We start from the raw sequence: 15,283 nt of genomic DNA, 5'->3' as shown, positions 1-15,283 counted from the left end.
TCCGTGTTTACGGCATGAGTTATCGCTATTTTTGCATCTAAACTATCTCGTGCCTGCTATTTGCTTATCAGCGATACCTGATTTATTCGCATTACACGCACAATATCCAGCTAACTTTCCTGTATTGTTAGAAACAACTGTCGGCTTGGGTTGGGACATACTCATGGCCTATCCAAGTGAGACATATTGTTATGATATGTCGCAGGGTGCCGACTTTTTAAAGTGTCTTACTCAAAAATATACATCTCAAGCTATACAAAAAATGCATGAACACGCGCATCTGCCTTTCCGTGGCGGCTGGTTTGTGTATATGGGTTATGAGTTGTTGCATGAAATCGAATCAACTGTAGTTTCGCGTGAACTAGATGTGAATCAATTGCCTATGGCTGCGCTTATGCGGATACCCGCAGCGATTATGGTGGATAGGACGCAGCAGCAAGCTTGGGCGTTTGCTGAGGATGATGTGTTACTGTCCGCATTAATGGCTGATCTGGCTGATGTTCCAGTGGCTGATTTTGATGATCCCATTTTGGATGAGTTGGTTGAAGAAAAGGATGTAACTTTTCTTGATGGTGTTGAGCGGATACAGCGATATATCGCTGCTGGTGACGTGTTTCAAGTCAATTTATCAAGACGTTGGCGTGGTCGAGTACGTCAACCAAATGCTGCGCCTGCGATATACCAATCATTGCGTAAAAAAAATCCCGCACCTTTTTCGGGTAGCGTACGCTTGCGAGAGGATCAGTATATTATCAGCTCGTCACCTGAGCGCTTAGTGCAAGTTCACGATGGGCGTGTATTAACCAGACCTATTGCTGGTACGCATCCTAGACATGCAGATGGTGAAGAAGATGCAAAATTAAAGGCGAATTTGATCGCGCATCCTAAGGAGCGAGCTGAACACGTTATGCTTGTCGATTTGGAGCGTAATGATTTGGGCCGCATATGTGTTCCTGGTACAGTCATTGTCGATGAGCTAATGGAAGTTGCTACTTACCAGCATGTGCATCACATAGAATCGACAGTAACTGGGCAGTTACGAGAAGGTATTACGCCAGTAGAATTGATTAGAGCATTGTTCCCAGGTGGTACGATTACGGGTTGTCCCAAAGTGCGTACTATGCAAATTATCCGTGAGTTAGAACATACGCCTCGTGGTGCGTATACGGGAAGCATGGGGTATATTAATCTGGATGGTGATTTGGATTTGAACATACTTATACGAACTTTAAGCCTGTCGGCACAGCAATTAACTTTTTCGGCTGGGGCGGGAATCGTGGTAGATTCCGACCCGTTACGTGAATTGGCTGAAACACGTGCTAAGGCTAAAGGTTTGTTACGTGCTTTTGGGTTGATGTGATGATATTGGTTAATGGAGATGTCTGCACGCAGGTGGCGGCGAATGATAGAGGCTTAAGTTACGGCGATGGCGTGTTTCGCACTATGTTGATGCAGGCAGGTAAGGTTAAAAACTGGTCGCTACACTACGCAAAGCTTGTTGATGATTGTTCTAAGTTGGCTTTAACATGTCCTGATAATGATCTGTTTAAAAAAGATATTTCTAATCTGTCTTCAAATGAAAATGGGGTAATTAAACTCATGGTGACGCGTGGAATTGGAATGCGTGGCTATGCAGTACAATCTGGGATGCCAGTAACGCGTATCAGTATGTGGTCAGCAATGCCACAGTTTGAAGATAAGATACTTCATGAAGGTATTCGTGCACGTTGGTGTCAGCTAAGGTTGAGTCGTCAGCCTGTGCTAGCTGGTGTAAAACATCTTAATCGTTTAGAGAATGTGCTGGCACGATCTGAATGGCAGGACGCAGATATATTGGAAGGCTTATTGATGGATGAGTCAGGTAATGTTATCTGCGGCACGATGAGTAATGTGTTTGTGATTAAAGGGCGGTATTTGTATACCCCGGATTTAAGCGGCTGTGGTATTGCTGGTGTGACTCGCGCGCGAGTGTTGGCAGGGGCAGAAAGCATAGGCTTGATGACTAAAATTACGGTGTTGTCTGTGGCAGATGTACTTGCGGCTGATGAAGTGATAGTGACGAATAGTGTGATAGGTATATGGCAAATTCGATCTTTGGCTGAAAGAAGATGGGAAGCAGGACAATTTACGCCGTTAATTCGTGCGTATCTGGAGATGGATAATGATTAAAAAAATAATAAACTGGAGTGCGTTTTTAGTAATTGCTCTCTTTGCCTATATGTTCTGGTATGCATCTACACCAGTATCCTTAAGGCAGGTGCCAATAGGTTTTGAGTTACAGCCGGGGAGTAATTTGTCTGCATTGAGTCGACAAATGGAGGCGGCTGGGGTGATTCCAGATGCGTGGCGTTTCCGTATTCTTACGCGTATTCTGGGTAAAGCAAACAAGATAAAAGCAGGATATTATATTTTAGATGCACCCGTTACCCCCATGCAGTTGCTGGATAAGCTGGTTGCCGGTGATGTGAGCTTGCGGGAAATTGTTTTTATCGAAGGTTGGACTTTTGCTCAAATTCGAAATGCTTTGGATATCAATCCATTGGTCCGCCATGATACTAAAGATATGAGTGAACAAGAAATTTTACAAACGTTGGGTGTTCCACTTATACACGCAGAGGGTTGGTTTTTCCCTGCAAAATATTACATAGATGCGGGTAGTAGTGATGTGTCTATTTTGCAACGTGCTTATGATACGATGCAGCAGCATTTACAAACAGCTTGGGAAAGCCGAGATGCTGGTTTACCTTACACTTCGCCAACCGATGCTTTAATCATGGCTTCGATTATCGAGAAGGAAACAGGCGCTGTGGCTGAGCGCCCACTTATTGCTGCAGTGTTTATTAATCGTTTGCGTAAGGGTATGCGTTTGCAAACTGATCCAACGGTGATTTATGGATTGGGCGCTCAATATGATGGCAATATACATAAGCGTGATTTAATGGCAGATACGCCCTATAACACCTATACTCGCTCAGGTTTGCCACCTACCCCGATCGCTATGCCGGGTTTAGCATCAATACTGGCGGCATTGCATCCTGCCAAGAGCGATGCTTTATATTTTGTTGCTAAAGGTGATGGTTCGCACTATTTTTCCAATAATTTAGATGAGCATAACCGTGCAGTTGCACGTTATCAAAAATAGCTAAAAAGTAGCTCAAATAGATTAAAAATCGCAAGGTGTATTGATGGCATTTATTACTTTAGAAGGCATAGACGGCGCTGGAAAAACGACTAATTTGGAGTGGATTGCCGAATATTTGCGTTCCCAGGGGTTGGAAGTATTGGTAACACGTGAGCCTGGTGGAACCCCATTGGGTGAGTCATTACGTGCATTGTTGTTGAATCAAGCTATGCATATTGATACCGAAGCCTTGCTGATGTTTGCAGCTCGACGTGAACATATCGCGCAAGTTATTCAACCAGCTCTGGATAGAGGTGTATGGGTACTGTCGGATCGATTTACTGATGCGAGTTTTGCTTATCAATGCGGTGGACGTGGTATTGCTGAGGACAGGTTGGGTATTTTGGAATCATGGGTACAACAAGGTTTGCAACCCGATTTGACAGTGTTGTTTGATGTTGATGTGGCGATTGCACATGAGCGCGTGCGTACGCATTCTGATCCGGATCGATTTGAGCAAGAGCAGCTTGGTTTTTTTGAGCGAGTACGGTCTATGTATCTTCATCGGGCGGCTCAGTATCCAGAGCGGTTTCGGGTTGTGCGTACCGATCAGTCCATTTCTGATATCCGTATTGAATTAAAGCGTATGTTGTCTGTGCTGATTAGTGAATAACGCGATGCTGGATGCTTATCCATGGCAAATTGACACGGCACAGCGATTAATCAACTTGCGCAAGCAGTTGCCGCATGCCTTGTTATTGCACGGACGGGCGGGCTTGGGTAAATATGCCCTGGCTCAGTCTTATGCGAAATTTTTACTGTGTGAGTCAGCGGATAAATCGATTGCTGCTTGTGGTGTTTGTCCAGCCTGTCATTGGTTTGAGCAAGGTGCTCATCCTGATGTGCATGTTTTGCAACCCAGTGCGATGGACGAGGTGGAAGATAGTGATGCCAAAAGGAGTGCATGGATTTCTGTAGAGCAAGTGCGTCATGCCATAGACTTTGTTCAGCTGACATCCCATCGAAATGGTCTGCGTATTGTGTTGATTTACCCTGCTGAAGCTATGCAAGCGGGTGCAGCGAATGCGCTATTAAAAACGCTGGAAGAACCGCCTGAAAATAGCTTGTTAATCCTTGTCAGTGATCAAATGTCCAAACTTATTCCGACGATATTAAGTCGGTGTCATTTGGTTGGATTTGATTTACCAGAAAATGGGCCAACCTTAGCTTGGTTGCAGGAGCAAGGTGTTGAAAATGCTGCATTGTGTTTAGGTTTGGCCGCGGGTTCACCCTTGCGAGCGGTTACGCTGGCAGATGCGGATTATCAAACCCGTCGCCGAACATTGCTGCAGGATTTGTTGGCAGCTAAAAAAACTAATGCATTATTGCTAGCCGAGCGTTATGCAAAGCTGGTTAACGCTGATTTCTCACAATTGCTGTTGTGGTTACAGCAATGGGCTCAGGATATGCTTGCGGTTAAGCTGGCAGGGCGGGTTTATTATCATTTGGACCACACTGAGCAATTGCACAGCTTGGCGTTGCATGTTAAGTTAAGCCTGTTACAGCTTTGGCAGCAGCGTTTGCAGCAAGCGCGTGCTGCGGTAGCGCACCCATTGAATGTGCAGATGGTACTAGAAGATATTTTGCTGGATTACGTTAATTTGTTTGAGTGAGAACATCATGAGTGCAGTTCCTCCAGTACAACGGCCTGGCGTTTTGTCATTGGCAATCAAAGAAAAATCGGCTTTGTTTGCCGCTTATATGCCATTTTTAAAGGGTGGTGGTCTGTTTGTGCCATCAACCAAGCCTTATCACTTAGGTGATGAAGTGTTTATGTTGCTGTCCTTGCTTGAAGATGCCAACAAAATTCCCGTTGCGGGTAAAGTTGTGTGGGTAACCCCCGTGGGTTGTCATGGCGGTAAAACGCCTGGTATCGGCGTACAGTTTGATAGTAATGAAAACGGTGTTTATGCACGTAATAAAATTGAGGGTGCATTAGGTGGATCATTGAAAGCGGTCAGACCTACGCATACGCTATAAGCCTATGTTTATTGATTCGCACTGCCATATTAATTTCCCGGATTTAGTAGCGCGCGAAGCCGAAGTGATGGCGAATATGCGCGCCAACCAAGTTACGCATGCCTTATGTGTCAGTGTCGAACTAGATCGTTATCCTGAAGTGTTGGCAATGGCTGAGCGCCATGCCAATGTTTTCGCATCAGTGGGTGTCCATCCTGATTATGAAAATCTTATTGAACCTGACGTTGCTCAACTAGTAAGCTTGGCTGCGCATCCTCGTGTTATTGCCATAGGTGAAACTGGCTTGGACTATTTTCGTTTGACGGGAGATTTGGAATGGCAGCGTGAGCGTTTCCGCACCCATATTCGCGCAGCAAAGCTAGCAAAAAAACCTTTAATTATTCATACTCGATCAGCCGCAGAAGATACTTTGCGTATCATGCAGGAAGAGGGTGCCGCAGAGATCGGTGGTGTAATGCATTGCTTTACCGAAAGTTTGGCTGTGGCGGAAGCTGCAATGGCGATGAATTTTTATATTTCATTTTCGGGTATAGTCACCTTCAAAAATGCGGTTGATTTAAAGGCAGTTGCACAGGCAGTGCCGCTGGATCGCATGTTAATTGAGACTGACTCACCTTATCTCGCTCCCATTCCCTATCGTGGCAAAACTAATGAACCTGCATGGGTCAAACACGTTGCCGAGCATATAGCACAGTTACGTGGCGTCTCGGTTGAGACGATAGGGCTGGCGACGACAGCCAATTTCTTCAACTTGTTTTCATCTGCTACACCTGCATGAGTGACATCATAGATGCCCTGTTAGGGGCAGCAAAAAGCCTGTTTCATCCAAAAATTCTGGCCATCGTTTTATGGCCCGTAGTCTTTGCTTTGCTGTTATGGGGGGCGTTAGCCTGGTTGTTCTGGGCGGATTGGTTGAGTGTACTTAATGGCTGGGTGCAGCCTGCAGAATTATGGTTAGATCAGTATAACTTTGCCTGGATGGCAAGTATGCTGAGTGTAACTTTGCTGGTGCTGTTGATTACGCCATTGGCGCTGACTACAGCGTTGCTGGTTGCAGCTGTTATCGCTATGCCGATGATGGTAAGGCATGTGGCACAACGTGATTTTCCTACATTGGAATACAAGCATGGCGGCACAGTGCTTGGTAGTATCTTGAATGCACTCATTGCTGTGGTGGTGTACATAGGCTTGTGGTTGATCACTTTACCATTCTGGTTTGCTGCCGGCTTAGGGGCAGTATTTTCCTTGCTGCTGACTGCTTATCTGAATCAACGATTATTCCGTTATGATGCGTTGGCAGATCATGCCAGTCGTGAAGAGTTTGACATGATACTGGAACAGTCAGGTGGCAGTCTTTATGGCATGGGCTTGATTTTGGCTTTTTTGCATTTTATACCCGTCATTAATTTGTTTTCACCCATCTATACTGGGCTGGCGTATATACATTTTGGCTTAAATAAACTCCAGAAATTACGTGAGATGCAGAAGTGATGCGCCAAATTTTGGCGTTGATTATGAGTCTTATGCTGATTGCTGGCTGTACTAGCAATCTGTTTAAGCCGAATCAATTTAGTTTTACCACGGCTGAGATGCAGAAAAATCTAGATAAAAAATTCCCTATCGAGAAAAAATATCTGGGTATTATAGATTTAACCTTGCTTAATCCAAAAATAGCTACGCGCCCAGATACCAGGCGTCTTGCATTGCAGTTTGATACTCGAGTGTATATGCTGGGTTATAACCGTGTACTTGATAGCAGCATCAGCATCACTACTAGTTTGTTTTATGACGTAGCTAAACAAAGCGTGATCTTAAAAGAGCCGCGGTTAGAAAAAATTGGTGTCGTTGGTATGCCTAGTGGGCAGGCAGAAAGTTTGAATCAAATTGCGGCAATGCTAGTGAGTGAGCAGTTAGAGGGGGCCAGCATTTATCATTTTACGGAAAATGAAACACGAATTCTGGGTATGAGCCTTGCCCCTGAGAGCTTGGAAATTACAGATGCTGGTGTAACTGTGCATATCCAAAAATAAAACCCCGAAGCGGCATAACTGCATCGGGGTTTAGTGGTGTAACTCAACTTAAATCAGCCTGCAAAAAAAGCCTTCACCTTATCCATGAATGACCGTGCTTTCGGGCTGTGACGGGCATCATCTTCCTGATTAATGCTTTCTAACTCACGCAGCAATTCCTTTTGACGCTCGGTAAGGTTGACTGGCGTTTCGATAGCAACATGACACATTAAGTCGCCGGGTGCGTTGGTGCGTACACCCTGTATACCTTTGCCACGCAAACGGAAAACTTTGCCAGATTGAGTTTCTGCCGGAATTTTGAGCTTGGCATGACCATCCAGTGTCGGGATCTCAATTTCGCCACCTAATGCTGCCGTGGTGAAGCTGATCGGCATTTCGCAATGCAAATCATTGTGATCACGTTGGAATACAGAGTGTGCCTTGAGATGGATAACAACATATAGATCGCCTGTTGGACCACCGTTCACACCAGCTTCACCTTCACCAGACAGGCGTATGCGATCGCCATTGTCTACGCCGGATGGGATGCGTACTGATAAGGTTTTATGCTTCTTAACCCGTCCAGAGCCATGACAAGTCGTACATGGGTTAGGAATAACTTTACCCGTACCATGACATTTTGGACATGCCTGCTGGATAGAGAAAAAGCCTTGTTGCATACGTACTTGACCATGACCACCACAGGTGCCACATGTTGTGGCTTCGGTACCTGGTCGTGCGCCTGATCCGTGACAAGTTTCGCATTCTTCCTGGGTCGGGATGCGTATCTTGGTTTCAGTACCGCGTGCGGCTTCTTCCAGGGTGATTTCCAGATTGTATTGCAGATCTGCGCCACGGTAGACATTGGAGCGTCCACGACCGCCACCACCGAAGATATCGCCAAAGATATCACCGAAGGCATCAGAGAATCCACCTGCGCCACCACCCATACCAGCACCTTGATCCAAGCCAGCATGACCATATTGATCATACGCAGCACGTTTTTGAGCGTCAGTCAGTGTTTCGTAGGCAGTCTTTGCCTCTTTGAACTGTTCTTCAGCCTTAGGATTGTCTGGATTACGGTCAGGATGGTATTTCATCGCTAAGCGACGATAAGCCTTCTTGAGTTCTTCTTCGCTGGCATCCCGATTGATGCCGAGCACTTCATAATAATCGCGTTTAGACATGGTTAGAATTAAAAATTTAGCTTGGTAAATCTTGCAATTGTAGATAAAGCAAAAGGGATGCGCAAACTAGCGCACCCCTTTTAACACGCAGTAGACTTAAGGCTTGTCTTTAACTTCTTCAAACTCAGCATCAACGACATTGTCATCATGGGCGTGAGCGTTGCCACCTGTTTGACCAGCATCACCTGCTGGTGCAGCTTCAGCCGAATACATTTTCTCAGACAGTTTGTGTGCCAGCTCGCCCAATGCAGTTGCTTTCGCTTCGACATCAGCCTTGTCATTACCTTTTAACGCTTCTTCAGCAGCGCTAATCGCAGCTTCAATCGCAGATTTTTCGTCGGCACTGACTTTGTCGCCATATTCGGTCAACGATTTTTTGGTTGAGTGGATCAAATTGTCGCACTGGTTACGTGCATCAACCAACTCGCGCATGATACGGTCATCTTCAGCATGGGCTTCAGCATCTTGCACCATTTGCTGGATTTCAGCATCTGACAAACCAGAACTAGCCTGAATCTTGATCTTGTTCTCTTTACCAGTTGCTTTGTCTTTTGCAGAAACATGCAAAATACCGTTGGCATCGATGTCAAATGTCACTTCAATTTGTGGCATGCCGCGTGATGCTGGTGGAATGTCGGACAAGTTGAATTGACCCAAGCTCTTATTGCCAGAAGCGATTTCACGCTCACCTTGCAATACGTGGATGGTAACCGCATTCTGGTTATCTTCCGCAGTAGAGAACACTTGGCTAGCTTTAGTTGGGATAGTGGTGTTTTTCTGGATGAGTTTAGTCATCACGCCACCCATAGTTTCAATACCCAAAGACAACGGTGTTACGTCTAACAACAATACGTCTTTTACTTCGCCTTGTAATACACCACCTTGAATAGATGCGCCAACTGCAACAGCTTCATCAGGGTTAACGTCACGACGTGGCTCTTTACCGAAGAATTCTTTTACCTTTTCTTGTACTTTAGGCATACGTGTCATACCGCCGACTAAAATTACGTCGCCGATGTCAGCTACGCTTACACCTGAATCTTTAATCGCTTGTTTGCAAGGAGCGATAGTACGTTCGATCAATTCTTCAACCAGGCTTTCAAATTTAGCGCGAGTGATCTTAACAGCCAAATGCTTAGGGCCACTTGCATCTGCAGTGATGTAAGGCAGGTTAACTTCAGTTTGTTGTGCAGATGACAACTCGATTTTTGCCTTTTCAGCCGCTTCTTTCAAACGCTGCAATGCCAGCATGTCGCTACGCAAATCAATACCTTGTTCTTTTTTGAATTCATCAGCAAGATAGTCAATTACGCGTTGGTCGAAATCTTCACCACCAAGGAAAGTATCACCATTGGTAGATAGTACTTCAAACTGATGTTCGCCTTCGATTTCAGCGATGTCAATAATGGAGATATCGAATGTACCACCACCCAAGTCATACACAGCAATCTTACGATCACCTTCTTTTTTGTCCATACCGAACGCTAATGCAGCAGCAGTAGGTTCGTTGATGATACGTTTAACTTCCAAACCTGCGATACGACCTGCATCTTTAGTTGCCTGGCGCTGACTGTCGTTAAAGTAAGCTGGTACAGTAATAACTGCTTCAGTTACTGGTTCACCCAAGTAGTCTTCAGCAGTCTTTTTCATTTTCATCAAGATCTGTGCAGATACTTCTGGTGCAGACATTTTTTTGCCGCGCACTTCTACCCATGCATCACCATTGTCAGCTTTGACAATGCTGTAAGGCATGAGGCCGATATCTTTCTGTACTTCTTTTTCTTCAAAACGACGACCGATCAAACGCTTAACAGCGAATATCGTGTTTTTTGGATTGGTAACTGCCTGGCGTTTTGCTGCCGCCCCAACTAATATTTCGCCATCTTCTGCATAAGCAACAATGGAAGGAGTAGTGCGCGCGCCTTCAGCATTTTCAATAACTTTAGTTGCGCCGTTTTCCATTACAGAAACGCAAGAATTGGTTGTTCCTAAGTCGATACCGATAATTTTACCCATGATTTTTTCCTGTTTTTAAGTTAATTAGATGTGTTTAATATGTGGTTAATGATTTAATTTTCAAGACTAATTTTTAAGATTTAGCTTTTGCGACGGTTACTAATGCTGGGCGAATGACGCGATCGTGTAGCTGGTAACCTTTTTGCAACACGGCAACAACGGTATTCGCTTCCGCTTCACTTTCTATCATGCTGATGGCTTGGTGTTTGTGCGCATCGAATTTTTCACCCACCGGGTTAATTTCCTGCAAGTTTGATTTACCAAAAGCGCTGGTGAGTTGCTTCAGGGTTAGTTCGACACCGCTTTTCAGATTATCGATGCTAGGCGCATCTGTGCTCAATGCCGCTTCTAAACTATCTTTGACTGCAAGCAACTCATTAGCAAAATTTTCTACCGCAAATTTGTGTGCTTTTGCCACGTCTTCTTGTGCGCGCTTACGAATATTGTCGCCTTCAGCTTTTGCACGTAGCCAAGCGTCGTGGTGCTCTTGTGCGAGTAATTCGGCTTGTTTAAGTGACTCTTCCAGACTAGGCATGGTTTCTGTTTCTGCTGAAACTTCTTCAGCTTGTTCGTTCTGGTTATTTTCGGACTGCATAGTGGCTCCTAGATTTTAGATAGGCAAGAGATGGGGATGAGTAAGGGTATTTCAAGCGTGATTTTTATTATTTTAGTGATGCGCGGTGTTTTAACACCGCGCTAGTGAATCTATTTAGCCGCCCAGGTGTCCTTGAGAGTGACAGTGCGGTTAAATACGGGTTTGCCTGCAACACTGTCGACACGGTCGCTGACGAAGTAGCCATTGCGTTCAAACTGGAAATGCTGTTCCGCTGGCATATCTAATAAGGCAGATTCAACATAAGCGCTAATTACTTGTTTTGACAATGGATTTATGTCTAGCAAGTAGTCTTTGTCATCTGCGCCTGGATGCGGCACGGCGAACAATCTGTCGTAGAGTCGCACTTCAACTGCGCTGGCATGTGCAGCGGAAAGCCAGTGAATATTACCTTTAACCTTGACGCTGTCAGCTCCTGCAGTGCCTGATTTTGTTTCTGGTAAATATTGGCAATGCACTGCAATAATTTCGCCGTCTGTACCATATTCAGCACCTGTACACTCAACTACATAGCCATAGCGCAAACGAACTTTGTTGCCTGGGAACAAACGGAAATAGCCTTTGGTCGGTGTTTCCATGTAGTCATCACGCTCTATCCATAGCTCGCGAGATAGCGGTACTTCACGTTTGCCGAGTTCTGGCTTTAATGGATGGTTAGGTGCGTAGCAGACTTCTGACTGATTTTCAGCATAATTGTCGATGATGAGTTTGATCGGGTCGAGTACGGCAATACGGCGTTCTGCGGCCTGATTCAAGTCTTCACGCATGCAGTCTTCGAGCACGCTCATGTCTATCCATGAGTCGCCTTTGGATACCCCAATACGGTCAGTAAACAGACGGAACCCTGCAGCGGTGAAACCTCGTCTGCGCGCGCCGACTAAGGTAGGCAAGCGTGGGTCGTCCCAGCCATCAACGTGACCGCCTTCGACCAGACTGATGAGTTTACGTTTGGATAGCACAACGTAGGTAAGGTTGAGACGGGCAAATTCTATTTGTTGCGGATGCCAGCCGATGACAGGTTGTAGCTTATCCAGTACCCAGTCATAGAGCGGACGGTGATCTTCAAATTCCAGCGTGCAAACCGAGTGCGTAATATGCTCTATCGCATCAGAAATACAGTGGGTGTAGTCATATAGCGGATAGATGCACCATGTATTGCCGGTACGATGATGCTCGGCGTGGCGAATGCGGTAAATGACTGGGTCACGTAAGTTGAAATTCGGTGAAGCCATATCAATTTTAGCGCGCAACACGTGTGCACCATCAGCAAATTCACCCGCTTTCATACGGCGGAATAAATCCAGATTTTCTGCTGGCGTGCGTTCGCGATAAGGGCTGTTGGTTCCTGGTACAAGATGCGTGCCACGGTTTTCGCGCATCGCTGCAGCATCCTGGCTGTCAACGTAAGCCAGACTGTGTTCAATCAGGAACTCTGCATAGGCGTAAAGCTTGTCAAAGTAGTCAGATGCAAAAAATTTGTTGTCGCCCCAGTCAAATCCCAGCCAGCGCACCGCGTCGATAATTGAGTCGACGTATTCCTGTTCTTCTTTTTCGGGATTGGTATCGTCAAATCGCAAATGACACGCACCACCATAATCACGCGCTAAGCCAAAATTCAGACAGATGGATTTCGCATGGCCGTAATGCAAATACCCATTAGGCTCGGGTGGAAAACGCGTGGTAACTGGGTGGTTCCACTTGTTGCTGGCGATGTCGTCATCAATGATATTGCGGATGAAGTTGGAAATAACAGGTTTTTCAGTAGGTGCAGACATAGTTAAGTGTGTGTGAATAATCGGTTAGCCGTATAATTTTACATCTTTATTAGAAGCTGGGGATATAAATGCAACGTCGAGATTTCATTAAGGGGGCTGCTGGTGCGGGTTTGGCAGGGTTGGCAGCTGCACCATCTATAGCACAGGCGGCAGATGCACCGGTGATCAATTGGCGACTAGCGTCGAGTTTCCCCAAAAGTCTGGACACGATATACGGCGCAGCCGAAGTGTTAAGCAAGCGCGTTGCAGCATTAACTAATGGTAAGTTCCAGATACGTGTTTTTGCAGGTGGTGAGTTGGTCCCCGGCTTGCAAGTGTTGGATGCGGTACAAAATGGCACCGTCGAGTGTGGACATACGGCGAGTTATTACTATGTTGGTAAAAATATGGCTTTTGCATTTGATTGCGCAGTGCCGTTTGGGTTAACCGCTCGCCAACAAAATTCCTGGATGTATGCAGGTGGTGGCTTGCAACTGATGCGTGAGTTTTTCAAAAACTACAATATCGTGCAATTTCCGGGTGGCAATACAGGCACACAAATGGGCGGCTGGTTTCGCCATGAAATCAAGTCGCTGGCAGATTTAAAAGGCCTGAAAATGCGCATCCCAGGCTTGGGTGGCAAAATCATGGCCAAGCTGGGCGCAGTGCCGCAAACTTTACCTGGAGGTGATATATATCCAGCTTTAGAGCGTGGCGCACTGGATGCAGCCGAATGGGTAGGGCCGTATGACGATGAAAAGCTCGGCTTTTATAAAATCGCCAAGCATTATTACTATCCAGGCTGGTGGGAAGGTGGCCCGCAACTGAGTTTTATGGTCAACATTGATAAATGGAACGCCTTGCCTGAAACGTACAAGCAGGCTTTTGAAGTCGCCACCATGGAAGCCAATGCCATGATGCTGGCACAATACGACAGCAAAAATCCACCTGCGATGATGCGCTTGATACAGCAGGGCGTAAAAATCCATCCTTTCCCTAAGGATGTGATGTTAGCCGCGCGGGAACGTGCTTTTGCGCTGTATGACGAAGAAGCCGCCAAGAATCCTGCTTTTAAAAAAATCTACATCGAATGGAAAAAATTCCGTGATAGCGAAATCCAGTGGTTCAAAGTGGGTGAAGCGCCGTATCAGAATTTTATGTATTACGTTAAGTGATTGGAGTTGACTTGAGCTTTAGACAGGTCAGTTTTTTCAACACAATTTGTTTGTCATGAATAGGTGAAATTGATCCTTAGCAGGTAGTCGGGAGGATCGTTCACTGTTTGGCCTAAGCATGCATCGGACTAAATTATTAATTGAGTCTGCTCCTTGGCTTATAAGTGAAAATTGTGGATTTCAAAAACAGACCATCAAGGACTAAGCAACCGGCGTGCTGCGATCAATCGCACTTCTGAGTTAACCGACTAGTTAGGCGAATTCATTTGTGTGCAATTGGTTTCTCAGTGAACAAGTAGTCTTTAAGTTCTTTGGAAAATGCTGAGTCTTTGCGCCGAATCCACTCTAGAACCATAGAAGCATGTTCCTTTTCCTCGTCGCGATTGTGCGCTAGGATTGCCTTGAGTTCTTCATCCTTGCATGCATCCACACGCTGGTTGTACCAATCCACAGCTTCCATTTCTTCCATTAATGAAACGATCGCTCTGTGCATGTCCCGTGTCTCATCTGATAGCTCTTCAATGGACTCGTGATAACCGACACTTGACATATTTTATCCTTTTTATGGTTGGTTAAATTAAGCAGTTCTTTAAGCGTCTGCAAACTTGGAAAAAGGACAGAGATGCCTAGAAAACTCTCTTGTCTTCATCTGTCTTGTAATTTGTGCAGGCTTTGACTCTGATCACTTTCCTACTTTTTCGGGGCTTTTGTAAATCGCAAATAAGGCAGCTTAATATCGATATTTCCGAACTTTTCTTTAGCCTGCTCATCGTTCAGGCTTAATCCCACAATCACGTCCTGACCAGGAATCCAGTTAGCGGGCGTTGCAATAGGTGCACCATCAGTAATCTGAATAGCATCCAAGGCACGTAAAATCTCAGCAAAGTTGCGACCCACAGACATCGGATATGACATGGTTAGGCGAACCTTTTTGTCCGGACCGATGATGAACACAGTCCGTACAGTAGCGCTATTGGCAGGCGTACGATTCTCTGCCAGATAGGCACCGGCTGGCAGCATGTCGTACAGTTTGGAAACATGTAACGAAGTGTCGTCGATAATCGGGAAGTCGGCAGGAACGCCAGCAAAGGCTTCGATATCGCGCTTCCATTTTTTGTGTTCTTCAACGTTGTCCACGGATACGCCCATCACCTTGGTATTGCGTTTGGCAAATTCGGGCACAAGCTGAGCAACTGCACCGAATTCGGTCGTACACACCGGTGTAAAATCTTTTGGATGTGAAAACAGAATGGCATAACTGTCACCGATCCATTCATGAAGGTTGATTTTGCCGGCTGTAGAATCCACAGTGAAGTCTGGAGCGATATCGTCGATGCGAATAGACATGAATGTATTCCTCTTAGTAGT

Annotated in this window: 16 protein-coding genes; 10 read left to right on the top strand and 6 right to left on the bottom strand. The window is 45.7% G+C overall.

All coding sequences use genetic code 11. The features are described from left to right. Positions 1-49 precede the first annotated feature (49 nt). From SFSGTM_RS09440 to SFSGTM_RS09400, 9 genes are read left to right on the top strand one after another with little or no spacing between them, the layout of a single operon-like run. Positions 50-1,360, top strand: coding sequence for an aminodeoxychorismate synthase component I (locus tag SFSGTM_RS09440; RefSeq protein WP_198420535.1), 1,311 nt, complete (start codon positions 50-52; stop codon positions 1,358-1,360). Then, positions 1,360-2,169, top strand: a complete 810-nt coding sequence (pabC, locus tag SFSGTM_RS09435) for an aminodeoxychorismate lyase (protein WP_162084934.1) — start codon at positions 1,360-1,362, stop codon at positions 2,167-2,169. Before SFSGTM_RS09440 ends, pabC begins: the two co-directional genes overlap by 1 nt. After that, positions 2,162-3,142: an endolytic transglycosylase MltG gene (gene mltG / locus SFSGTM_RS09430; RefSeq protein WP_162084933.1), complete on the top strand. Its 981-nt coding sequence runs from the start codon at positions 2,162-2,164 to the stop codon at positions 3,140-3,142. Before pabC ends, mltG begins: the two co-directional genes overlap by 8 nt. Before the next feature lie 43 nt (positions 3,143-3,185). Next, positions 3,186-3,794: a dTMP kinase gene (tmk, locus tag SFSGTM_RS09425; protein WP_162084932.1), complete on the top strand. Its 609-nt coding sequence runs from the start codon at positions 3,186-3,188 to the stop codon at positions 3,792-3,794. Continuing rightward, positions 3,787-4,794, top strand: coding sequence for a DNA polymerase III subunit delta' (holB, locus tag SFSGTM_RS09420; RefSeq protein ID WP_162084931.1), 1,008 nt, complete (start codon positions 3,787-3,789; stop codon positions 4,792-4,794). Before tmk ends, holB begins: the two co-directional genes overlap by 8 nt. Before the next feature lie 7 nt (positions 4,795-4,801). Further along, positions 4,802-5,161 (top strand): PilZ domain-containing protein, encoded by a 360-nt coding sequence (locus SFSGTM_RS09415; RefSeq protein WP_162084930.1) that lies wholly within the window; start codon positions 4,802-4,804, stop codon positions 5,159-5,161. Between the two features lie 4 nt (positions 5,162-5,165). Continuing rightward, positions 5,166-5,939 carry a TatD family hydrolase gene (locus tag SFSGTM_RS09410; RefSeq protein ID WP_162084929.1) on the top strand — a complete coding sequence of 258 codons (774 nt, stop codon included), beginning with the start codon at positions 5,166-5,168 and terminating at the stop codon, positions 5,937-5,939. Continuing rightward, on the top strand, positions 5,936-6,652 hold the full coding sequence (locus SFSGTM_RS09405) for an EI24 domain-containing protein (protein ID WP_162084928.1): 717 nt from the start codon (positions 5,936-5,938) through the stop codon (positions 6,650-6,652). The genes SFSGTM_RS09410 and SFSGTM_RS09405 overlap by 4 nt, the downstream gene beginning before the upstream one ends. Then, entirely contained in the window at positions 6,652-7,191 is a 540-nt protein-coding gene (locus SFSGTM_RS09400) for a DUF1439 domain-containing protein (RefSeq protein ID WP_162084927.1), read from the top strand. Before SFSGTM_RS09405 ends, SFSGTM_RS09400 begins: the two co-directional genes overlap by 1 nt. Positions 7,192-7,244: 53 nt before the next feature. On the opposite strand, the gene dnaJ is transcribed toward SFSGTM_RS09400, so the two are convergent. The 4 genes from dnaJ to SFSGTM_RS09380 form a co-directional block, all read right to left on the bottom strand. Then, positions 7,245-8,357 (bottom strand): molecular chaperone DnaJ, encoded by a 1,113-nt coding sequence (gene dnaJ / locus SFSGTM_RS09395; protein ID WP_162084926.1) that lies wholly within the window; start codon positions 8,355-8,357, stop codon positions 7,245-7,247. Between the two features lie 96 nt (positions 8,358-8,453). After that, positions 8,454-10,373: a molecular chaperone DnaK gene (dnaK, locus tag SFSGTM_RS09390; RefSeq protein WP_162084925.1), complete on the bottom strand. Its 1,920-nt coding sequence runs from the start codon at positions 10,371-10,373 to the stop codon at positions 8,454-8,456. A gap of 73 nt (positions 10,374-10,446) precedes the next feature. Continuing rightward, complete coding sequence (gene grpE / locus SFSGTM_RS09385) at positions 10,447-10,968, bottom strand: nucleotide exchange factor GrpE (protein ID WP_162084924.1); 522 nt, start codon at positions 10,966-10,968, stop codon at positions 10,447-10,449. A gap of 110 nt (positions 10,969-11,078) precedes the next feature. Continuing rightward, entirely contained in the window at positions 11,079-12,761 is a 1,683-nt protein-coding gene (locus SFSGTM_RS09380) for a glutamine--tRNA ligase/YqeY domain fusion protein (RefSeq protein ID WP_162084923.1), read from the bottom strand. 68 nt (positions 12,762-12,829) lie between these two features. Between SFSGTM_RS09380 and SFSGTM_RS09375 the strand changes: the two genes are divergently transcribed. Further along, a complete protein-coding gene (locus SFSGTM_RS09375; RefSeq protein WP_162084922.1) occupies positions 12,830-13,915 on the top strand; it encodes a TRAP transporter substrate-binding protein in 1,086 nt (361 codons plus the stop codon). Between the two features lie 262 nt (positions 13,916-14,177). Here SFSGTM_RS09375 and SFSGTM_RS09370 read toward each other — a convergent pair whose 3' ends face one another. Both SFSGTM_RS09370 and SFSGTM_RS09365 read right to left on the bottom strand, forming a co-directional pair. Further along, positions 14,178-14,465 carry an encapsulin-associated ferritin-like protein gene (locus SFSGTM_RS09370; protein ID WP_162084921.1) on the bottom strand — a complete coding sequence of 96 codons (288 nt, stop codon included), beginning with the start codon at positions 14,463-14,465 and terminating at the stop codon, positions 14,178-14,180. A 140-nt stretch (positions 14,466-14,605) separates the two neighbouring features. Continuing rightward, positions 14,606-15,262, bottom strand: coding sequence for a peroxiredoxin (locus SFSGTM_RS09365; RefSeq protein ID WP_162084920.1), 657 nt, complete (start codon positions 15,260-15,262; stop codon positions 14,606-14,608). Positions 15,263-15,283: the final 21 nt, after the last annotated feature.

The organism is Sulfuriferula nivalis (genome assembly GCF_009937995.1).
GTDB lineage: Bacteria > Pseudomonadota > Gammaproteobacteria > Burkholderiales > Sulfuriferulaceae > Sulfuriferula > Sulfuriferula nivalis.
This window is presented reverse-complemented; position numbering and strand designations above follow the sequence as displayed.